Here is a 20,152-nt window from a genome sequence, read left to right on the forward strand (position 1 = left end):
ATGGCTGCCCTCGCCCGCTTTTCCCTTACCTGCCTGGCCGCCTTGTGCCTGGCCGGCGCGGCCCAGGCCGCCAGCCAATCGCTGCCGGTCAACCAGACCGTGGACACCCTGCCCCGTGAGCAACGCCAGCTCAAGGCCGACCAGTTGCGCCAGCAGGTACGCCAGGCCGTGGCCTTCCAGCAGGCTGAACGGCAACGCCCGGCCGGGCGCGCCAGCGTCAGCCTGCAGCCGATGTTCTCGTCCCAGGCCGGCAGCTGGCCGTTCGAGCCCTTCGTCAATAATGGCCTGTTCCGCGCCATCGCCGGTTACCAGGCACACCACCCGCAGGTGGTGATGCTGCGCGGTGGCAGCATCACCCTGGCGCAGTTGCACGACGCACTGAGCGACCCGCGCATCCTCAAGCGCTACAAGGATGGCTACCTGCTCAGCTACCCGCTGATGATCGCCGGCGACGCCGGGCTGGTACTGGAAGGCACCAGCCTGTACCTGTCGAGTCTCTCTGGCACGGCGCTGATCAACCAGGGCTGGCTTGGGCTCAACCAGTCCAGCCTGGAGAGCATGGCCGGCGACACGCCGGGCAGCACCGATCGCGCCTGGCGCCCGTTCGTGGTGGCCTGGGCCGGCAGCCATACCCAGGTGATCGGCTCAACGCTCAAGCGCCTGGGCTACAACGCCAACCTTTCCCGTGGCCTGAGCACCGCCTTGAGCACCCAGCAGGCGGCCAGCACGCGCCCGGCCACGGTGATCATCCGCAACAGCCAGTTCAGCGAGATGTCCAGCGCGGTGGAGCTGCAGCACAGCCAGGCGACCATCACCGGCAGCCAGTTCGAGCAGTCGCAGCAATTCGCCATCGATGTGCAGAACAGTCAGGTCAAGCTGCAGGGTAACCAGCTGCGCGGCATCGACAACAACAGCGGCGTGCGCCTGCGTGGCCAGACCCGCGCTCTGGTCGAAGGCAACCTGATCCTCGGCGCGACCAAGGCCGCCATCGAAATCAGCGAGCAACAGGGCGCGGTACTGCTGGCAGGCAACCGCATAGGCGACAGCCGCGGCAATGGCATCCAGCTGCGTAACCTGGCACCTACCGTGGCAGCGCCGCTGGTGATCGACGACAACCTGCTGGCCAGCAGCCAGGGCAGCGCGGTGGATGCCAGCGAGGTGGGCGCCTTGGCGCTGCTCGACAACCGCATCGGCAACACCACGGAATATGCGATCAGCGTGCGCAATGCCACGCCACTGGCCGGGCCGCTGGTGCTCAGCGGCAACCGCCTGGGCCAGGTCGGCAAGGCACTGGTGCGGGTGGAGGGTGTGCGGGATGTGGTGCTGGGCGGCAATAGCTTCGACGGCAAGCCGTTGTTGCAGAACCTGTTGATCGGGGATTTGTTGCCGTTGCAGGGCCAGTTGCTCGAGGCCACGGTTCGCCAGGGTGAGACTGTGCGGGTGAGGCAGCAGTGATCCAGCATTTGCTTTAACTGAACCGGCCTCTTCGCGGGTAAACCCGCGAAGAGGCCGGCACAGGTCAACCGATAACCCGCTGCATCCTCACAAAACAATCATCCTCACCCATCTCGACAAACCCGTGGCGCAGGTACAGTTGCCGCGCCGGGTTGCTCTTGAACACCATCAGCCTCAACAGCGGCAGCCGCCGCTGCGCCGCCCAGTCAGCCAGCGTCTCCAGCACCTGGCTGCCCACCCCGCGCCCACGCTGTTCCGGCACCAGGTGCAACTCACGAATGAACAACGCCTGCCGATCCTGGCTCAGGCTGCAGAAACCCAGCACGGTTTCGCCTTCCTTGATCAGCCACTGTTCACGCCAACCCCAGGCTTCATCGAACGCTTCCTCGATCCACAGCAGGCCGTATTCGCGGTAGTACGGCAGCATGGCACGGCGGGTGAGGTCGCGGGCAAACGCCAGGCTTGTAGCCTCCGCGGGAACTAGCTCGACACGCATGGTGCAGCCCTCTGCTACCTGAGCCAGGGTGCAAAACTATCACTTTTGCCAGTTTCGGAAAACGCGCGATGCGATAAAGATAAGTGTGCCCGCAATTTCCCACGCAGGAAGAAATCATGAAAAACACCACGGCACATTTAAAGAATAGCGAGTTCCTGAACAACGGTGCGAAAGCCAGCGGAACTTATGAAATAAAAGGCCAACAGAAAAAAGAATTCAATGCCACGAAAGGGGCACTGTATCTTCTTGGCCCAGACGATCCAAAACAACAAGTATTGTATTTCGGCGTGACTTTCACAGTTAAAGACGATGCAAAAAAGAGCGAGCAGTCTCTGAGCCTGGCATTCAAAATGCCCCGACTGATCCCCGTGGATGTTGAATATGAATTTCCTGAAGGCCCTATAGATATCAAAGCCCTGTTGATTCACCCAAGCGCTCAGACTGACAAGGCAGAACAGGAAGCTGTCAAGGGTAAACTTAAATGCGTTGCACGCGACGACAATGGCGTAATAGCCACGGCCCAGTGTGCATTTGAAAGCAGCCAGTGGATTGCCGCCATATCATTCCAAGTCGACACCCTCACAGTGTCCCGCTGAAAGCGCCTTTTCACAGAGATTAAAACGCAATTCCACAGGTTCTACGCGCCTTGGAACGTCGCAGCTCCACTCCGCGGGGGGGGCCTTACAGCTACCCCCTCCTCTCTATTACTCGTAACGCAGGTAACACACCGGCGAACTTCCCACCTCCTTTCGATCCGCCTCACCTTCAAGCCAGTCCGCTAGCACGCGTGCATTGTTATGTTCCCTGTCCTTGCCCGCATACAGCAGGGTGAGGTTGCCTTTGGCTGCAAGGTCCAACAGCGGATACCAGTGCTCAGGATGCGCCGCCAGCTCCTGCTGATAACGCTGGGTAAACCCGGCGAAATCCACCTCGCCCTGGTGGAACGCCTTGCGCAAATCAGGGGATGGTGCCACGTCGCGAAACCACTCGGCATGCAGTTCGTCCTTGCGTTTGTTGCGCGGCCACAGGCGGTCGACCAGCACGCGCTGGCCATCTTGCTGCTCTGGCGCGTCGTAGACGCGCTTGCAACGAATCATGGGGTTCTCCTGCCCTTACCGTCTGTCTCGAGACTAGGTGATTCCTTGATCAAGGTCATATCCATGCGAGGAATTGTTTCTATGCTCAGAGCCACTTTCGCCGACGCCAATCGGAGCCCCCATGGCAACCCCGTCCCTGGCCAGCCAGCAGCCACTGGTCCACAGCGATGCTCGCCCGCAGCTTTCACACAAACCCGGGCGCGCCACCCTCGTGCTGTTCTTCGGCCTGCTGCTGGCCGGCATCACCTACACCGCCTGGAGCCTCAAGCAGGACGTGACCGCCAGCGGCACGGTGATGACCACCGTCACGCCGTTCCTGCTGCTGGGCCTGGCGCTGCTGATTGCCTTGGGCTTCGAATTCGTCAACGGTTTCCATGACACCGCCAACGCGGTGGCCACGGTGATCTACACCCACTCGCTGCCGGCACCGGTGGCGGTAGTCTGGTCCGGCTTGTGCAACTTCCTGGGCGTGCTGCTTTCCAGCGGCGCAGTGGCGTTCGGCATCATCGCCCTGCTGCCCGCAGAGCTGATTCTACAGGTCGGCTCCACGGCTGGCTTCGCCATGGTCTTCGCCTTGCTGCTGGCGGCGATCATCTGGAACCTCGGTACCTGGTGGCTGGGGTTGCCGGCGTCCTCGTCGCACACCTTGATCGGCTCGATCATCGGCGTTGGCGTGGCCAACGCGCTGATGCATGGGCGTGATGGCACCAGCGGGGTCGACTGGGCCCAGGCCAGCAAGGTCGGCTATGCCCTGCTGTTCTCACCGCTGATCGGCTTTGCCTGTGCCGCCTTGTTGCTGCTGGCGCTGCGCGCACTGGTCAAGCGCAAGGCGTTGTACCAGGCGCCGGAAGGCTGCACGCCGCCCCCGTGGTGGATCCGCGGGATTCTGATCCTGACTTGCACCGGCGTGTCATTCGCCCATGGTTCCAACGACGGGCAGAAAGGCATGGGCCTGATCATGCTGATTCTGGTCGGCACCCTGCCGATGGCCTATGCACTGAACAAGACCATGCCCAGCGAGCAGGCGCTGCAGTTCTCCGCCGTTGCCGAAGTGACCCGCCAGGCATTGGTGCACACGGCACCTGGGCCGGCCCCCGGCGACCCGCGCCAGGCGCTGACTGCATTCATCGCCGAGCCCAAGGCCACTCCCCAACTGGTGCCGGCACTGGCCGCGCTCACCGGCATGATCGGTGACCAGGTCAAAGGCTACGGCTCACTGAAGCGCGTGCCGGCCGAAGCCATGGCCAACGTGCGCAACGACATGTACCTGACCAGCGAAACCATCCGCCTGATCGAGAAGAAACAGTTGGTGGCGTTCGACGCCGATACCCGCAGCCAGGTGCTGTTGTTCAAGACCCAGTTGGACGACGCTACCCGCTACATCCCGCTGTGGGTCAAGGTGGCCGTGGCCATCGCCCTGGGCCTGGGGACCATGGTCGGCTGGAAACGTATCGTGGTGACGGTGGGCGAGAAAATCGGCAAGACCCACCTGAGCTATGCCCAGGGGGCTTCGGCGGAAGTGGTCGCCATGTGCACCATCGGTGCGGCGGACATGTTCGGGCTGCCGGTGTCGACCACCCACGTGCTGAGCTCGGGGGTGGCGGGTGCCATGGTCGCCAACGGTTCGGGGATTCAGAAGCGCACGCTGATCAACCTGCTGATGGCCTGGGTGCTGACCTTGCCGGCGGCGATGCTGTTGGCCGGAAGCCTGTACTGGCTGCTGAGCCAGATTTTCTGATCAGCCGGGGATTTTCAGGCCACGTTGCACCGCTGGCCGCTCGAGGAATTTCGCCAGCACTCGCTGCACGTCCTTGAACGCATCGAAGCCCACCAGCTCGCGAGCGTTGTAGCGCTCCACCAGGTTGCGCACCCAAGGGAAGATGGCGATGTCGGCGATGCTGTATTCATCGACCATCCACTCACGCCCCTTCAGGTGCCGGTCCAGCACACCCAGCAGGCGCTTCGATTCGTTGACGTAACGGTCACGCGGGCGCTTGTCTTCGTATTCCTTGCCGGCAAAGAAATGGAAGAAGCCGACCTGGCCGAACATCGGCCCGATGCCGCCCATCTGGAACATCAGCCACTGCAGCGTCTGGTAGCGCTGGGCCGGGTCCTGGCTCAGTAGCCGCCCGCTCTTCTCCGCCAGGTACTGCAGGATCGCCCCCGATTCGAACAGCGCCAGCGCTTGGCCACCCGGGCCGTTGGGGTCGAGGATCGCCGGGATCTTGTTGTTGGCACTGAGCGAGATGAATTCGGGACTCAGCTGGTCATCGTTGTCGAAGCTGACCTTGTGCGGCTCGTAGGCCAGGCCGATCTCCTCCAGCATGATCGAGACCTTGACGCCATTGGGCGTGGGCAGCGAGTAGAGTTGCAGGCGCTCGGGATGCTTCGCGGGCCATTTACGGGTGATGGGGAAAGCGCTCAGATCGGTCATGGTCAACCTTGGGCTTGGATGGGAACCTGTCACTCTAGAGACATCCCGGCTGGCTGACCATCACCCACCGTTGATCAGCTGGCCTGGCCATGCGCCTTGAGCTTGAGCTTTTCGGTGTCCACCCGCACGAACACCGAGTCGGCGCTGACCGTCAGTACATCGCCCGCCCAGACCTCGCAGATGACCCGGGTCTTGCGCCCGACTTCACCTTCCACGCGCGCCTTGAGCAGCAACTCGACGCCCATTGGGGTGGGTTTGAGGTAATTCAGCCCGAGGCTGCCGGTGACACAATCAATACGCGGCAGGCTGCCCGCTTCGCGGCCTTCGGCGCGGTAGTGGTAGGCCATCGCGGTCCAGTTGGAATGGCAGTCGACCAGCATCGCCAGCAGGCCGCCATAGACCAGGCCGGGCCAGCCGATGTAGGTGCTGTCGGGTGAGTGCCGGCACAGCAGGTGGATACCGTCGGCGTCCCAGTGGCTTTGCAGGTGCAGGCCGGAGGGGTGGGAACAACCGCAGCCGAAGCAAGTGCCTTCGGGGGCGGCGAGGGCCTGGAGGGAAAGGGGGTAATCGTTCATACGCTGCCTGTGGTTGTTGGAATGGGGGCGCGAAACGCCCCCATTAAAGCAGAAACCTCAAGCCGGCTGGGCAACCACCTTGCCGCCCTTCTGGGTCAGCGACACCAGCAGGATGAACAGGGTCACACCAGCGGTCATCAGCGTCTCGTAGCGGTAGGCATCGCTGAACAGCATGTAGCCCAGGACCATGACGATGGTGCCGATCACCAGCCAGGTCAGCCACGGGAACAGCCACATCTTCAGTTCCAGCGGGCGCCCCTCACGTTCGGCCCGGGCGCGCATGCGCAGTTGCGACACGGCGATCACCAGGTACACCAGCAAGGCGATGGCGCCAGTGGTGGACAGCAGGAAACCGAACACCTTGCCCGGCAGCACATAGTTGACGAAGCAACCGACGAAGCCGGCCAGGGTCGAGAGGATCACCGCCACGGTCGGCACGCCAGCACCGGAAATGCGCTTGGTCATGCTCAGCGCCTGGCCGCGGGCACCCAGCGAATAGAGCATCCGCGAAGCCGTGTAGAGGCCGGAGTTCATGCAACTGGTCACCGCCACCAGCACCACCAGGTCGACCAGCAACTTGGCGCCCGGCACGTTGAGCACTTCCAGCACACGCTGGAACGAGCCCACCGCTTTCAGGCTTGGGTCGTTCCAGGCCACCAGCGACACCACCAGGAAGATCGAGGCCAGGTAGAAGATCGCGATGCGGTACACCACCAGGTTGGTGGCACGGCGGATCTTGTCTTTCGGGTTGGCGGTTTCGTCAGCGGCAATGGTGACGATCTCGGCACCGAAGAACGAGAAGATGGTGATCAGCACGCCACCGAGCACGGTGCCGAAGCCATTGGGCATGAACCCGCCGCTGTCCCACAGGCGGCTGATGCCGGACACCTCGGCCAGCGGCCAGAAGCCGAACACGGCCAGGCTGCAGACCGCGATGAAGGCGATGATCGCGACCACCTTGACCAGCGCGAACCAGTACTCGAACGCGCCGAAGTTCTTCACGCTGACCAGGTTGCTGCCCGACAGCACGACCATGATCAGGAAGGCGAACAGCCAGGACGGCACACCCGGGAAGTAGGCATGCAGGATGTCTGCACCGGCGATGGCCTCGACCGGAATGATCAGCACCCAGAACCACCAGTACAACCAGCCGATGGTGAAGCCGGCCCAGGGGCCGATGGCCTCGGAGGCGTAGGTAGAGAACGAACCGCTGTTAGGGTTGGCGATGGCCATTTCACCCAGCATGCGCATCACCAGCAGCACCAGCAGGCCGGTCATGGCATAGGAGATGAGAATGGCCGGGCCCGCAGTGGCGATGGCGTTGGAAGAACCGATGAACAAGCCGGCACCGATGATGCCGGCTATGGAAATCATGGACACCTGACGCGAGGTCAGGCCGTGCTGCAAGGAACGCTGTTTGTTGTTGTGTAGCGAAGCCATGGAGAACCCTCGAATGGGTCGGCCGGCGTGCGGCTGGCGTGCCGTAGTCGGCTGAAAAGTTGGAGCAGAATTCTTGTAGGTCGTGGTGCTGTTTTTTGTTTTTTTATATCGCCGGTCGCGCTGTTACCTCCTCTTCGCCGTACCGGTTGTAAACGTTGATCGAGGTCAGTATTAATCTATAGGGCGAGGTCAACAAACGACCTTTTCGAAGCACATGATTCCAGTACGGAATGAACTCCATCCTTTTTTGCTCGGTACGCGCCTGCCATGTCCAAACGCCTGATGCCCTCGACCACCGCCCTGCAGTGCTTCGAAGCCGCCGCCCGGCACCTGAGCTTCACCCGTGCGGCACAGGAGCTGCACCTGACCCAGAGCGCCGTCAGCAAGCAGGTTGCGCAGCTCGAGGACATGCTGTCGCATTCGCTGTTCCAGCGCATTCGCCGGCGCCTGCACCTGACCCCGGCAGGGGCGCTGTACCTCGCCGAAGTGAACAAGATCCTTACCCAGATCGACATTTCCAGCCGCTACATCCTCAGCTACGGCGACGAGACCGAGGTGCTGCGCATCGCTACCCAGCCGACCTTTGGCGCGCGCTGGCTGGTGCCCAGGCTCAAGGGCTTTGGCGACCGCCACCCGCGCATCCACCTGGACATCCGCAACGAACTGGAACCGTTCGACCTGGTGCAGGCCAAGGCTGATATCGCGTTCTTCTTCGGCCAGGGCACCTGGCCGGGGGCCACCTGCATCGAGCTGTTCAGCGAGGAAGTGGTGCCGGTGTGTGCGCCCGAGTTGCTGGCCCGGCACCGATTCGACAGCGCCGAGGCGCTCACCGAACACCGGCTGCTGCAGTGCGCATCACGGCCGGAGGCGTGGCACGAGTGGTTCCTGGGCTTGGGCCTGCACAGCCAGAACAGCTACCACGGGCCGCGTTTCGACACGTTCTACCTGTGTATCCGCGCGGCCATCGCCGGCTGTGGCATTGCCCTGATTCCGCGCTACCTGGTGGCCGAAGAATTGAGCGAAGGCAAGCTGGTGGTGGCCTGGGACCACCCGGTGGCGAGCAATGGCCGGCATTTCATCGCCCATGCCGAACATGCCGCCGAAGTCCCCAAGGTCAAGGCCTTCGTGCAGTGGATTCGCGAGCGGGTGGCTGAGGAAGATCGGTAGAGTTCACGAATCCAGGGAATGACCGCAATCGAATAATTCGCTTGCGGAATAATACCGCGGCGCGCTTGGATAGTAAGAAACTCGAACAAGGTCTGCGTGCCCATGAATCTGGAAAGTATCAGCCAATCCATCGCCATCGTTCATCCGATCACACTTTCCCATGGCCGCAATGCCGAAGTCTGGGACACCGACGGCAAACGTTACATCGACTTTGTCGGCGGTATCGGCGTGCTCAACCTGGGCCACTGCAACCCGGCCGTGGTCGAAGCGATCCAGGCCCAGGCCAGCCGCCTGACCCACTACGCCTTCAACGCCGCGCCCCATGGCCCCTACCTGGAGCTGATGGAGCGCCTGCGCCAGTTCGTCCCGGTCAGCTACCCGCTGGCCGGCATGCTCACCAACAGCGGCGCGGAAGCGGCAGAAAACGCCCTGAAAGTTGCCCGCGGCGCCACCGGCAAACGCGCCATCATCGCCTTCGACGGCGGCTTCCACGGCCGCACCCTGGCCACCCTGAACCTCAACGGCAAGGTCGCGCCGTACAAGCAGCGGGTCGGCGAATTGCCGGGGCCGGTGTACCACCTGCCCTACCCCAGCGCCGATACCGGCGTGACTTGCGAGCAGGCGCTCAAGGCCATGGAGCGTCTGTTCAGCGTCGAATTGGCGGTGGAGGACGTGGCAGCGTTCATCTTCGAGCCGGTGCAAGGCGAAGGCGGCTTCCTCGCCCTAGACCCCGCGTTTGCCCAGGCGCTGCGGCGCTTCTGCGACGAGCGCGGGATCCTGATCATCATCGACGAGATCCAGTCCGGCTTTGGCCGCACCGGCCAGCGCTTCGCCTTCCCGCGCCTGGGGATCGAACCGGACCTGCTGTTGCTGGCAAAGAGCATCGCCGGCGGCATGCCGCTGGGCGCCGTGGTCGGGCGTCAGGACTTGATGGCGGCACTGCCCAAGGGCGGCCTGGGGGGCACCTATTCGGGCAACCCGATCGCCTGCGCGGCGGCGCTGGCGAGCCTGGCACAGATGACCGACGAGAACGTCGCCACCTGGGGTGAGCGCCAGGAGCAAGCGATCGTTGGCCGCCACGCCCGCTGGAAGGCCTCTGGCCTGAGCCCGTACATCGGCCGCCTGACCGGTACCGGGGCCATGCGCGGCATCGAGTTCGTCAACGCCGACGGCAGCCCGGCGCCAGCCCAGTTGGCCAAGGTGATGGAAGCGGCGCGGGCCAAGGGGCTGCTGCTGATGCCCAGCGGCAAGGCGCGGCACATCATTCGCCTGCTGGCACCGCTGACCATCGAGGCCGAGGTGCTCGAGGAAGGGCTGGATATCCTCGAGCAGTGCCTGGCTGAACTGAACTGAGGCTTACAGGCCCAGTTCTTCAGGGGTGAGCATGTCGGACTCGAAGGCGATCCAGCCGCCTTCGAGTTCGGCGTGGCCGTTGACGATCGGGCCGTAGTAGGTCAGGCCGTTCTCCAGGGTCACGCAGATGTGCGTGGCGTTTTTTTCGGGGGCCGCGAGCGTACCGACGAAATGCACCTTTTTCAGGGTTTCGGTCACCGCTTCCAGACCGACGCGCATGCCCGGGTTTTCCGAAGCTTCGGTGTCACCCCCGCGGTCTTCGGCGCTGATTGTCACGGTGGCGGTGTAAGGGTACTTGATGCTCAAGCGGGGTTACCTCAAAAGGGTGTCTGGGTAGATGGGCGCGTAGAGTACGCGCAAGAGGCCGGGCCTGCAAAAGATGCCCCGATCTGTTAGGGTGCCCGCCGATGCACGCCACACCACACGAGGACACCTGAGTGAGCGCCGAACAACCCCTGATCGCCGACCTGTTCGAGGTCGACAAACGCCTGACCCTCAAGCCCGTCGTGGATTTCAACAGCTACCTGCGCAACGCCTTCGGCGAAGGCCCGTGCCACTGCTACCGCTGCGCCGAAGGCAGCGACCAAAGCAGCTACAGCCACGCGCACAACTTCACCTTCGAAGGCCGCCCGTGGCACCGCCGCTTTGCCAGCACCGCCGGCAGCGACGTCGCCCAGGTGCTTAAAAAGGCGTGGCTGTCGTACACCAAGGCCGACCTTGCACTGATCGGCGTGCTGGACCTGGCCACCCTCAAGACCTTTACCGAAGCCGCCCTGCACGAGCGCCTGCTGGCCCTGCTGCCGGCCAGCGGCCTGGCCCGCGAAATCGACGGCCAATGGATGCTGCAAGCCCAGGCTGACTGACGGCCCGGCGGTCAGGCAGGATTCCCCCGCTCTGCTACCGTGGGGGAATCCGCCCATCCGCAGGTAGTCCGCCATGGCCCGTACAACGCCCATCGAGCTGTACCGCAATATCGGCATCGTCGCCCACGTCGACGCCGGCAAGACCACGACTACCGAACGCATCCTGTTCTACACCGGGGTCAACCACAAGATGGGTGAGGTGCACGATGGCGCCGCGACCATGGACTGGATGGCCCAGGAACAGGAACGCGGCATCACCATCACCTCGGCGGCGACCACGGCCTTCTGGCAAGGCTCGACCAAGCAGTTTGCCGACAAGTACCGCTTCAACATCATCGACACCCCCGGCCACGTCGACTTCACCATCGAGGTGGAGCGTTCGCTGCGCGTGCTCGATGGCGCGGTGGTGGTGTTCAGCGGCGCCGACGGCGTCGAGCCGCAGTCCGAGACAGTCTGGCGCCAGGCCAACAAGTACCACGTGCCGCGCTTGGCCTACATCAACAAGATGGACCGCCAGGGCGCCGACTTCCTGCGCGTGGTCAAGCAGATCGACCAGCGCCTGGGCCACCACCCGGTGCCCATTCAGCTGGCCATCGGCAGTGAAGAGAACTTCATCGGCCAGATCGACCTGGTGAAGATGAAGGCGATCTACTGGAACGACAACGATCAGGGCACCAGTTACCGCGAAGAAGACATTCCCGCCGAACTGCAGGCGATGGCCGACGAATGGCGCGCGCACATGATCGAGGCCGCCGCCGAAGCCAATGATGAGCTGACCATGAAGTTTCTCGAAGGCGAGGAGCTGAGCATCGATGAAATCAAGGCTGCCTTGCGCCAGCGCACCATCGCCAATGAAATCGTCCCGACCATTCTCGGCTCGTCGTTCAAGAACAAGGGCGTGCCGCTGATGCTCGACGCGGTGATCGACTACCTGCCTGCGCCCTCGGAAATCCCGGCGATCAAGGGCACCGACCCGGACGACGAAGAAAAGCACCTGGAGCGTCACGCCGACGACAAGGAGCCCTTCTCCGCCCTGGCCTTCAAGATCGCAACCGACCCCTTCGTCGGCACCCTGACCTTCGCCCGGGTGTATTCCGGCGTGCTCAGCTCAGGCAACGCCGTGCTCAATTCGGTGAAAGGCAAAAAGGAGCGCATTGGCCGCATGGTGCAGATGCACGCCAACCAGCGTGCCGAGATCAAGGACGTGTGCGCGGGTGACATCGCCGCGCTGATCGGCATGAAGGACGTCACCACTGGCGACACCCTGTGCGACATGGACAAGCCGATCATCCTCGAACGCATGGACTTCCCCGACCCGGTGATCTCGGTGGCGGTGGAGCCGAAGACCAAGGGCGACCAGGAGAAGATGGGCATCGCCCTGGGCAAGCTGGCCCAGGAGGACCCGTCGTTCCGTGTGCGCACCGATGAAGAAACCGGCCAGACCATCATCTCCGGCATGGGCGAACTGCACCTGGACATCATCGTCGACCGCATGAAACGCGAGTTCAATGTCGACGCCAACATCGGCAAGCCGCAGGTGGCCTACCGCGAAAAGATCCGCAACACCTGCGAAATCGAGGGCCGTTTCGTTCGCCAATCCGGCGGGCGCGGCCAGTATGGCCACTGCTGGATCCGCTTCGCCCCTGGCGATGAAGGCAAGGAAGGCCTGGAGTTCGTCAACGAGATCGTCGGTGGCGTGGTGCCACGCGAGTACATCCCGGCGATCCAGAAAGGCATCGAGGAGCAGATGAAGAACGGCGTGCTGGCCGGTTATCCGCTGATCAACCTCAAGGCCGCCGTGTTCGACGGGTCTTACCATGACGTCGACTCCAACGAGATGGCGTACAAGATCGCAGCGTCGATGGCCACCAAGCAGCTGTCGCAGAAAGGCGGCGCGGTGTTGCTGGAGCCGGTGATGAAGGTCGAGGTGGTGACGCCGGAGGAGTATCAGGGCGATATTCTCGGCGACTTGAGCCGGCGTCGCGGGATGATCCAGGACGGTGATGAAACACCGGCGGGCAAGGTGATCCGCGCCGAAGTGCCGCTGGGCGAGATGTTCGGCTATGCCACTTCGATGCGCTCGATGACCCAGGGGCGGGCGAGCTTTTCGATGGAGTTCACCCGCTATGCCGAGGCACCGGCGAGCATTGCTGATGCCATCGTGAAGAAGAACCGCGGGGAATGAGGTTCTATTGTGCCGGCCTCTTCGCGGCTAAAGCCGCGAAGAGGCCGACACAGGCAGCACACATCTTCAGTGCTGCTCACCAGCCCGCTTGAGCAGCTTCTTGCAACGCTCCGACAGGTGCACCACGCGCAAGTGCTTGCCCGCCTTGGCATAACGCTCACGCAATGTCTTCAACGCTGCAATCGCCGAATAATCGACAAAGCTCAAATGCTGGCAATCGAGGGTAACCTTGGCCGGGTCATTGGCCGGGTCGAACTGATTGAGAAACGGCATGGTCGAGGCGAAGAACAGCGTGCCATGCACCTGGTAACGCTTGCCGCCTTCGCCGTCCTCGTGGCTGTCGGCATACAGCTCGCGGGCATGCTGCCAGGCAAAGTTCACGGCCGCGATGACGATACCGAACAGCACCGCCGCAGCCAGGTCGGTGAACACCGTCACCACGGTCACTGCGATGATCGCCAGCACATCGCTCACCGGCACCTTGTGCAACACCCGCAACGAAGCCCAGGCAAAGGTCTGCTGGGCCACCACGAACATCACCCCAACCAGTGCCGCCAGCGGAATGCGCTCGATCAGCGGTGACAGGAACAGTACGAACAGCAGGATCATCACCCCGGCCACTACCCCCGACAACCGGCCACGGCCATTGGAGCTGAGGTTGATCACAGTCTGGCCGATCATCGCGCAGCCGCCCATGCCACCGCACAGGCCGGAAATCATGTTGGCGGCACCCAGGGCCACGCATTCGCGGTCCGGGTAGCCGCGGCTTTCGGTGATTTCATCGGTGAGGTTGAGGGTCAGCAGGGTTTCCAGCAGGCCGACCATGGCCATCAGCACCGCGTACGGGGCGATGATCTTCAGGGTTTCCAGGTTCCACGGCACCGCTGGCAGCGCCAGCTGCGGCAGGCCACCGGCAATGTGCGCCATGTCACCGAGGGTGCGGGTCGGCAGGTCGAGCATATACACCAGCACGCCAACCCCGAGAATCGCCACCAGCGCCGGCGGCACCGCACGGGTCAGTTTGGGCAACACGTAGACCACCAGCATGGTCAGCGCCACCAGGCCGATCATCAGGTACAGCGGTGCGCCACTGAGCCAGTGCCCACCGTCCTTGAAGTGCTCGAGCTGGGCCAGGGCGATGACGATCGCCAGGCCGTTGACGAAGCCGAGCATCACCGGGTACGGCACCAGCCGCACCAGTTTGCCCAAACGCAGCAGGCCGAACAGGATCATCACCACCCCGCCCAACAGGACTGTGGCCAGCAGGTATTGCACACCGTGCTGCACCACCAAGGCAACGATCACCACCGCCATGGAGCCCGCAGCACCGGAAATCATCCCTGGGCGGCCGCCGAACAGCGCCGTCAGGGTGCAGATGATGAAGGCGCCATACAGGCCCATCAATGGATTGAGGTGGGCCACCAGGGCGAAGGCGATGCACTCGGGCACCAGGGCGAACGAAGTGGTCAGGCCGGCGAGCAGGTCGGCACGTAGTCGGGCGGGTTTCATGGGCATCCTGTGGTGCTGTCCGGGCGGACGGTACAAAAACAAGGGGCGCGATGTTACGGAAATTGTCTGACAGCGGCCACAGAAAGGCGTGTCATCGGCCTGCGCGGGTCAGCCACTGCGCCATGGACGCGTCCTCCAGGGCATACTCGCCTCGGTTGGCCTTCCATACCAGTTCCTTGTCGCGCAGGGCATCCAGGGCCTTCTGCACATTGGGCGTGCTGGCGTTGACGTCGGCCCCGGCCTGCTCCAGCTTGCGCGCGACATCGATCAAGGTCTGCTCGGTGAACGGCGAGAACGGCTGGCGGCCCTGTGCACGCTCGGCCATGACTTCGAGCACCGCCTGTTGCAAGGGCGACAGCTCGTTCCAGGCACTCTCGTAGTCGCTCCACACCCCGGCCTGGTGGTTGAGCGCCCCGGTGCGTAGCAACTCACCCAGGTTGGCCGCCTCGCCCAAGCCGACACTGACCTCGGCGAGCAACTTGTTGAGCATTTCCGGGCGCCGGCCTACCAGTTCGAAGGCATATTCCAGATCCTCGGCCTTGAACTGGTTGCTCTCGGCCAGGCGACGGTTCCATAGTTCGGTGATGAAACTGACATACTCGCGACCGAGCAACGGGAACGGCGTGATGCTGGCCCCGAAGAATGGCTGCTTGCTCTTGAGCACCAGGTTGGCGAGCTTGTCACGGCTCGAGCCGGTGAACACCAGGCGCAAGCCGTCCGGGCCGGCACCCCGATTGAGTTGGTCGCGCGCCGCCTTGAGGGCGAACATCGCATTGAGGCCGTCTTCGCTGTTGAGCGCGTGCTGTGCTTCATCGATGATCAATACCACCATCTGCCCTGATACCTGGTGCAGCACCGCCAGCGCCTGGGCCAGGGTGGTGCCGGCGGGCAGTTGCGGGCGAGTGAAGTCCCAGCTGAGGGTGCGCAGCAGGTTGATCTTGTCGATGCCGGCCTTCTTCGCGGCCTTGGCCAGCGCACTCTGGAAACTACCCAGGGCTGTGCCGATCGCGCCGCTGATCAGGTCGGCCGGAGCGGCGTCGCGGTCCGACCACAGGTCGACATACACCGGCAGCCAGCCACGCTGCACGCACTCGGGGATGAAGTCGTTGTTGAGGAAGGTGCTCTTGCCGGTACGCCGAGGTGCAGCCAGGAACATACCCGAGCTGTAATCGACCAACGACTCGCCGGCGAGGTCCTGGGCCAGGGCTTTGGCCAACTGATCGCGACGCAGCAGCGGACGGGAGGGTGACATGCCATTATCCTAAATTATCTTCACAACTATAATTTATAGCCTACAAGATAAAATGAGATAAAACACCCCTCTCCCCCTTCCATGGCAGCCATGCATACGGACAGCTGTGATCCAGGCCCGGCAAACACCTGACAAATTTGCCATCATGTTGATTCCATCTGCGGAGATCATGGACATGCCGCTACGCCCCCTCTTCACTGCCCTGCTGCTGGCCGCCAGCCTCACTGCCCAGGCCGCCACCGAGGTGGTGCCCCTGCAGCATCGCAGCAGCGCCGAACTGTTGCCCGCCGCCCAGGCCTTCATCGGCCGCGACGGCACGGTCAGCGCCTTCGAGAACAAGCTGATCGTCAATGCCAGCCCCGAGCGCATCGATGACCTGCGCACCCTGCTGCAACAGCTGGACACCGCGCCCAAGCGCCTGCTGATCAGCGTCGACAACAACGACAGCAATTACCAGGACAACCGCGGCAACGGCCAGGTCATCCGCTACGGCACCAGCAACCGCGACGGCGGTTTGCAGCAAATCCAGGCCAGCGAAGGTCAACCGGCACTGATCCAGATCGGCCAGAGCATCCCGATCACCAGTACCAGCACCGACGGCTACGGGCGCATCCAGAGCGACACCGAGTACCGCAATGTGACCCAGGGTTTCTACGTTACGCCAAGCCTGAGCGGTGACACGGTTCGTCTGCAAATAAGCACCAATAATGACCGAATGAGCCAGGAACGTGCTGATGTAGTGAAAGTGCAAAGTACCGACACGACAATCACTGGCAGGCTCGGCGAGTGGATCACCCTGGCCGGCTACAACCAGCAGAGCCAAGCCGACCGCAACCCCTCTAGCCGCACTTACAGCACGCAACGGGGTGAAAACATGACTTTGCGCGTCAAAGTCGACCTTCTGGACTGATCCCAGGCAATTCAAGGCCTCGACCAAAGGCCTTGAAACTGACCGCCAAGTCGCATTAGACCAAAGATGTAGTAAGTGAAAAAAAGCACTACAAACCAATTGACAGGGTCTTTTTCCCAAGGGCATGATGGCCTCGCTCCCGCTAATCAGGGGCCCTGGCAAGGGCCTTCGAGGCGTACTCCTGCCACCCCTGGAGGCACCTCGTGTCTATACGGCCCACAAGGCGGTTCGACGGGATTGCGACTGCAACGAAGAAGTTGTCCCGAGGGACGGAAGCGCATCACCGCAGTTCTGGGAATCGCGTAGCACCGCAGCAAGGCAACCACGAGCCGACCTGCCGGAGCACACTTGCGCCTGACCTGCACCACCTTCCCCTTCGAGCCTTCGCGTTCGCCGCCGCCTTCCCCCGGACAGGACAGCCGCCAGGTCCCTGATCGGCCCCGAGCATCAGCACAATTAACCCAAGATCGATGCGACGAGGTTTATTTCCATGGCACTGACACGCGAACAGCAAATTGCAGCCCTCGAGAAAGACTGGGCCGAGAACCCGCGCTGGAAAGGCGTGACCCGTACCTACACCGCCGCTGATGTCGTTCGCCTGCGTGGCTCCGTGCAACCTGAGCACACCTTTGCCCGCCAGGGTGCAGAAAAACTGTGGAAGCTGGTCACCGAAGGTGCCCACCCGTCCTTCCGCCCAGAAAAAGATTTCGTCAACTGCATGGGCGCCCTGACCGGTGGCCAGGCAGTGCAGCAGGTCAAGGCCGGCATCCAGGCCATCTACCTGTCTGGCTGGCAGGTGGCCGCCGACAACAACTCGGCCGAGTCCATGTACCCTGACCAGTCGCTGTACCCGGTCGACTCGGTACCGACCGTGGTCAAGCGCATCAACAACGCGTTCCGCCGCGCCGACCAGATCCAGTGGAAAGCGGGCAAGAACCCAGGCGATGAAGGCTACATCGACTACTTCGCACCGATCGTGGCCGACGCCGAAGCCGGTTTCGGTGGTGTGCTGAACGCCTACGAACTGATGAAGAACATGATCGAAGCGGGCGCCGCCGGCGTGCACTTCGAAGACCAGCTGGCCTCGGTGAAAAAATGTGGCCACATGGGTGGCAAAGTACTGGTGCCGACCCAGGAAGCCGTGCAGAAGCTGGTGGCCGCGCGCCTGGCAGCCGACGTCTCGGGTGTGCCAACCATCATCCTGGCCCGCACCGACGCCAACGCCGCTGACCTGCTGACCAGCGACTGCGACCCGTACGACCAGCCGTTCGTGATCGGCGAGCGTACCCGTGAAGGCTTCTACAAGGTACGTGCCGGCCTCGACCAGGCCATCGCCCGCGGCCTGGCCTACGCCCCGTACGCCGACCTGATCTGGTGCGAGACGGCCAAGCCGGACCTCGACGAAGCCCGTCGCTTCGCCGAAGCGATCAAGAAGGAATATCCGGACCAGATCCTGTCTTACAACTGCTCGCCTTCGTTCAACTGGAAGAAGAACCTGGACGACGCGACCATCGCCAAGTTCCAGCGCGAGCTTTCGGCGATGGGCTACAAGCACCAGTTCATCACCCTGGCCGGCATCCACAACATGTGGCACGGCATGTTCAACCTGGCGCACGACTACGCCCGCAACGACATGACCGCCTATGTGAAGCTGCAGGAGCAGGAATTCGCTGACGCCAGCAAGGGCTACACCTTCGTGGCGCACCAGCAGGAAGTGGGCACCGGTTACTTCGACGACATGACCACTGTGATTCAGGGTGGCGCTTCGTCGGTGACTGCGCTGACCGGTTCGACCGAGGAAGAGCAGTTCCACTGATAGTGGGCTGCTGACCGAGGCCCGGGGCTTGCGAAAGCCCCGGGCCTTTGTTTTTGCTGTACCGGCCCTTTCGCGGCTATAGACAAAGCAGAATTCGCGATAAGGGCTATGCTTCTGGCAGCCCAGCAGCAAGGACCGCCCATGCCCCGTCCAAGCCACCTGATGATGCTCGCCCTGGCCGCCGCTGCCCTCTATATATATGCACTGGCCAGCGACAACGCCCTGCTCGGCCTGTTGGCCAAGCCCATTCCAGTCATGGCGTTGATGGCCTGGCTATACACAGCCCCCGTCACCCCCTATCGCCGCTGGATCACCCTTGGCCTGGCCTTTTCGGTACTCGGCGACATCCTCCTGGCCATCCCTGCCGACCTGTTCGTATTCGGCCTGGCCGCCTTCCTCTGTGCCCACCTGGCCTACCTGCGCGCCTATTGCGGCAAGACCACGCGCCTCGCCCTGCCCGCACTGCTGTTGAGCGCCATCACCGGCATCACCCTGTTCGGCGTGCTTGCCAGCCACGGCCTTGGCCCGCTGCTGCTCCCGGTGTCGGTCTACGCACTGGCGATCAGCGCCATGCTCTGGCGCGCCCTGGCCTGCGGCGGTGTTGCCGCATTGGGCGCCTGCCTGTTCGTGTTCTCCGACAGCCTGATCGGCATCGACCGCTTCGTCAGCCCGTTCGCTGCCGCGCCGTACCTGATCATCCTCGCCTACTGGCTCGGCCAGTGGGCGATCGCTTCGTCAGCCCGTCATCGCGCAACCGATAAAGTATTGACCCAGAGCGGTGCGCGCGGCGTCGGAAGCTGCTAGAACACGAGTCTTTCGCATTTACAAGTAGGGGGCATCTGCAGATGAACTTTACAAGGCACAGAACAGCCAAATTCAGAGGCATCAGATCAAATGATATTAATTATCATTACGAAGCTTGTAATTCGTTACCAGTCGCAAGAAACATAATTAACAAAACCGCATGCAATGCCCGAATCTCAAGGCTTTCAGCCAGTTAGGAGCGGGTATTGTTCTAAATCCTACGAATAAATTTGCAACGGAAATTTTACTTGCACCGGGTTTACCCATAAAATCAGCGCGATTGATTCAGCTGCGACATTTGGTCACTGCACCTGCGACACCACGTCGCCGCTCTACTTATTTCAGACTGCAGAGCTGGGTCTCTGTATAAGGATTTCTAGCATGTCCGATTCGGCAGGACTCATCGCCCACAACTGGGGCTTTGCCATCTTCCTTCTGGGTGTCGTCGGCCTGTGTGCCTTCATGCTCGGCCTCTCCAGCCTGCTCGGTAGCAAGGCCTGGGGCCGCGCCAAGAACGAACCCTTCGAATCCGGCATGCTGCCCGTCGGTAGCGCCCGCCTGCGCCTGTCCGCCAAATTCTATCTGGTCGCGATGCTGTTCGTGATCTTCGATATCGAAGCCCTATTCCTGTATGCATGGTCTGTGTCCGTCCGCGAAAGTGGCTGGACCGGATTCGTCGAAGCACTCGTTTTCATAGCAATTCTGTTGGCTGGTCTTGTCTACCTATGGCGCGTCGGAGCTCTTGACTGGGCACCCGAAGGTCGCCGCAAGCGGCAAGCGAAGCTGAAACAATGAG

General features: G+C 62.5%; 19 protein-coding genes. 11 read left to right on the plus strand and 8 right to left on the minus strand.

The genetic code is table 11. The features are described from left to right. Nucleotides 1–1,455, plus strand: coding sequence for a right-handed parallel beta-helix repeat-containing protein (locus F6X59_RS16480; protein ID WP_152957134.1), 1,455 nt, complete (start codon nt 1–3; stop codon nt 1,453–1,455). Nucleotides 1,456–1,519: 64 nt separating this feature from the next. Here the strand turns inward: F6X59_RS16480 and F6X59_RS16485 are convergent, their stop codons facing one another. Beyond that, on the minus strand, nt 1,520–1,951 hold the full coding sequence (locus F6X59_RS16485; RefSeq protein WP_152957135.1) for a GNAT family N-acetyltransferase: 432 nt from the start codon (nt 1,949–1,951) through the stop codon (nt 1,520–1,522). 116 nt (nt 1,952–2,067) lie between these two features. On the opposite strand from F6X59_RS16485, the gene F6X59_RS16490 reads away from it, so the two are divergent. Then, the gene (locus F6X59_RS16490) at nt 2,068–2,547 is read left to right on the plus strand and encodes a hypothetical protein (protein ID WP_152957136.1); all 480 of its coding nucleotides are present in this window, start codon (nt 2,068–2,070) and stop codon (nt 2,545–2,547) included. A 108-nt stretch (nt 2,548–2,655) separates the two neighbouring features. Here F6X59_RS16490 and F6X59_RS16495 read toward each other — a convergent pair whose 3' ends face one another. Beyond that, complete coding sequence (locus F6X59_RS16495; protein WP_152957137.1) at nt 2,656–3,048, minus strand: DUF488 domain-containing protein; 393 nt, start codon at nt 3,046–3,048, stop codon at nt 2,656–2,658. Nucleotides 3,049–3,169: 121 nt separating this feature from the next. Here F6X59_RS16495 and F6X59_RS16500 point away from each other — a divergent pair, with 121 nt between their 5' ends. Continuing rightward, on the plus strand, nt 3,170–4,786 hold the full coding sequence (locus F6X59_RS16500; protein ID WP_152957138.1) for an inorganic phosphate transporter: 1,617 nt from the start codon (nt 3,170–3,172) through the stop codon (nt 4,784–4,786). On the opposite strand, the gene F6X59_RS16505 is transcribed toward F6X59_RS16500, so the two are convergent. From F6X59_RS16505 to F6X59_RS16515, 3 genes are all read right to left on the minus strand, one after another. Then, nucleotides 4,787–5,482, minus strand: coding sequence for a glutathione S-transferase N-terminal domain-containing protein (locus F6X59_RS16505; protein WP_152957139.1), 696 nt, complete (start codon nt 5,480–5,482; stop codon nt 4,787–4,789). 74 nt (nt 5,483–5,556) lie between these two features. After that, nucleotides 5,557–6,057: a PaaI family thioesterase gene (locus F6X59_RS16510; RefSeq protein ID WP_152957140.1), complete on the minus strand. Its 501-nt coding sequence runs from the start codon at nt 6,055–6,057 to the stop codon at nt 5,557–5,559. Nucleotides 6,058–6,114: 57 nt separating this feature from the next. Beyond that, complete coding sequence (locus tag F6X59_RS16515) at nt 6,115–7,497, minus strand: amino acid permease (RefSeq protein ID WP_152957141.1); 1,383 nt, start codon at nt 7,495–7,497, stop codon at nt 6,115–6,117. A 267-nt stretch (nt 7,498–7,764) separates the two neighbouring features. Here F6X59_RS16515 and gcvA point away from each other — a divergent pair, with 267 nt between their 5' ends. Together gcvA and F6X59_RS16525 are read left to right on the plus strand one after the other, a co-directional pair. Then, complete coding sequence (gene gcvA / locus F6X59_RS16520; RefSeq protein WP_152957142.1) at nt 7,765–8,664, plus strand: transcriptional regulator GcvA; 900 nt, start codon at nt 7,765–7,767, stop codon at nt 8,662–8,664. Nucleotides 8,665–8,766: 102 nt separating this feature from the next. Next, entirely contained in the window at nt 8,767–10,017 is a 1,251-nt protein-coding gene (locus tag F6X59_RS16525; protein ID WP_152957143.1) for an aspartate aminotransferase family protein, read from the plus strand. A 3-nt stretch (nt 10,018–10,020) separates the two neighbouring features. Here F6X59_RS16525 and F6X59_RS16530 read toward each other — a convergent pair whose 3' ends face one another. After that, a complete protein-coding gene (locus F6X59_RS16530; protein ID WP_152957144.1) occupies nt 10,021–10,323 on the minus strand; it encodes a hypothetical protein in 303 nt (100 codons plus the stop codon). Nucleotides 10,324–10,454: 131 nt separating this feature from the next. On the opposite strand from F6X59_RS16530, the gene F6X59_RS16535 reads away from it, so the two are divergent. Together F6X59_RS16535 and fusA are read left to right on the plus strand one after the other, a co-directional pair. After that, entirely contained in the window at nt 10,455–10,880 is a 426-nt protein-coding gene (locus tag F6X59_RS16535; RefSeq protein ID WP_346651810.1) for a hypothetical protein, read from the plus strand. 73 nt (nt 10,881–10,953) lie between these two features. Next, nucleotides 10,954–13,065, plus strand: coding sequence for an elongation factor G (gene fusA / locus F6X59_RS16540; protein ID WP_152957145.1), 2,112 nt, complete (start codon nt 10,954–10,956; stop codon nt 13,063–13,065). Between the two features lie 66 nt (nt 13,066–13,131). Here the strand turns inward: fusA and F6X59_RS16545 are convergent, their stop codons facing one another. After that, complete coding sequence (locus F6X59_RS16545) at nt 13,132–14,574, minus strand: SulP family inorganic anion transporter (protein WP_152957146.1); 1,443 nt, start codon at nt 14,572–14,574, stop codon at nt 13,132–13,134. A gap of 91 nt (nt 14,575–14,665) precedes the next feature. Then, entirely contained in the window at nt 14,666–15,826 is a 1,161-nt protein-coding gene (locus F6X59_RS16550; protein ID WP_152957147.1) for a hypothetical protein, read from the minus strand. Between the two features lie 145 nt (nt 15,827–15,971). Between F6X59_RS16550 and F6X59_RS16555 the strand changes: the two genes are divergently transcribed. From F6X59_RS16555 to F6X59_RS16570, 4 genes are all read left to right on the plus strand, one after another. Further along, nucleotides 15,972–16,736: a secretin N-terminal domain-containing protein gene (locus tag F6X59_RS16555; RefSeq protein ID WP_178120101.1), complete on the plus strand. Its 765-nt coding sequence runs from the start codon at nt 15,972–15,974 to the stop codon at nt 16,734–16,736. A 490-nt stretch (nt 16,737–17,226) separates the two neighbouring features. Beyond that, the gene (gene aceA, locus F6X59_RS16560; protein WP_009684219.1) at nt 17,227–18,552 is read left to right on the plus strand and encodes an isocitrate lyase; all 1,326 of its coding nucleotides are present in this window, start codon (nt 17,227–17,229) and stop codon (nt 18,550–18,552) included. Nucleotides 18,553–18,693: 141 nt separating this feature from the next. After that, complete coding sequence (locus F6X59_RS16565; RefSeq protein ID WP_152957149.1) at nt 18,694–19,356, plus strand: lysoplasmalogenase; 663 nt, start codon at nt 18,694–18,696, stop codon at nt 19,354–19,356. 381 nt (nt 19,357–19,737) lie between these two features. Further along, the gene (locus F6X59_RS16570) at nt 19,738–20,151 is read left to right on the plus strand and encodes an NADH-quinone oxidoreductase subunit A (protein ID WP_011534614.1); all 414 of its coding nucleotides are present in this window, start codon (nt 19,738–19,740) and stop codon (nt 20,149–20,151) included. The last annotated feature ends 1 nt before the right edge of the window (nt 20,152 follow it).

The organism is Pseudomonas sp. MN1F (assembly GCF_009391885.1).
GTDB lineage: Bacteria > Pseudomonadota > Gammaproteobacteria > Pseudomonadales > Pseudomonadaceae > Aquipseudomonas.

Bases quoted from the DNA above. Each gene is read 5' to 3' on its own strand.
- F6X59_RS16480 (WP_152957134.1), top strand. From the start codon at position 1: ATGGCTGCCCTCGCCCGCTTTTCCCTTACCTGCCTGGCCGCCTTGTGC.
- F6X59_RS16485 (WP_152957135.1), bottom strand. From the start codon at position 1,951: ATGCGTGTCGAGCTAGTTCCCGCGGAGGCTACAAGCCTGGCGTTTGCC.
- F6X59_RS16490 (WP_152957136.1), top strand. From the start codon at position 2,068: ATGAAAAACACCACGGCACATTTAAAGAATAGCGAGTTCCTGAACAAC.
- F6X59_RS16495 (WP_152957137.1), bottom strand. From the start codon at position 3,048: ATGATTCGTTGCAAGCGCGTCTACGACGCGCCAGAGCAGCAAGATGGC.
- F6X59_RS16500 (WP_152957138.1), top strand. From the start codon at position 3,170: ATGGCAACCCCGTCCCTGGCCAGCCAGCAGCCACTGGTCCACAGCGAT.
- F6X59_RS16505 (WP_152957139.1), bottom strand. From the start codon at position 5,482: ATGACCGATCTGAGCGCTTTCCCCATCACCCGTAAATGGCCCGCGAAG.
- F6X59_RS16510 (WP_152957140.1), bottom strand. From the start codon at position 6,057: ATGAACGATTACCCCCTTTCCCTCCAGGCCCTCGCCGCCCCCGAAGGC.
- F6X59_RS16515 (WP_152957141.1), bottom strand. From the start codon at position 7,497: ATGGCTTCGCTACACAACAACAAACAGCGTTCCTTGCAGCACGGCCTG.
- gcvA (WP_152957142.1), top strand. From the start codon at position 7,765: ATGTCCAAACGCCTGATGCCCTCGACCACCGCCCTGCAGTGCTTCGAA.
- F6X59_RS16525 (WP_152957143.1), top strand. From the start codon at position 8,767: ATGAATCTGGAAAGTATCAGCCAATCCATCGCCATCGTTCATCCGATC.
- fusA (WP_152957145.1), top strand. From the start codon at position 10,954: ATGGCCCGTACAACGCCCATCGAGCTGTACCGCAATATCGGCATCGTC.
- F6X59_RS16545 (WP_152957146.1), bottom strand. From the start codon at position 14,574: ATGAAACCCGCCCGACTACGTGCCGACCTGCTCGCCGGCCTGACCACT.
- F6X59_RS16550 (WP_152957147.1), bottom strand. From the start codon at position 15,826: ATGTCACCCTCCCGTCCGCTGCTGCGTCGCGATCAGTTGGCCAAAGCC.
- F6X59_RS16555 (WP_178120101.1), top strand. From the start codon at position 15,972: ATGTTGATTCCATCTGCGGAGATCATGGACATGCCGCTACGCCCCCTC.
- aceA (WP_009684219.1), top strand. From the start codon at position 17,227: ATGGCACTGACACGCGAACAGCAAATTGCAGCCCTCGAGAAAGACTGG.
- F6X59_RS16565 (WP_152957149.1), top strand. From the start codon at position 18,694: ATGCCCCGTCCAAGCCACCTGATGATGCTCGCCCTGGCCGCCGCTGCC.
- F6X59_RS16570 (WP_011534614.1), top strand. From the start codon at position 19,738: ATGTCCGATTCGGCAGGACTCATCGCCCACAACTGGGGCTTTGCCATC.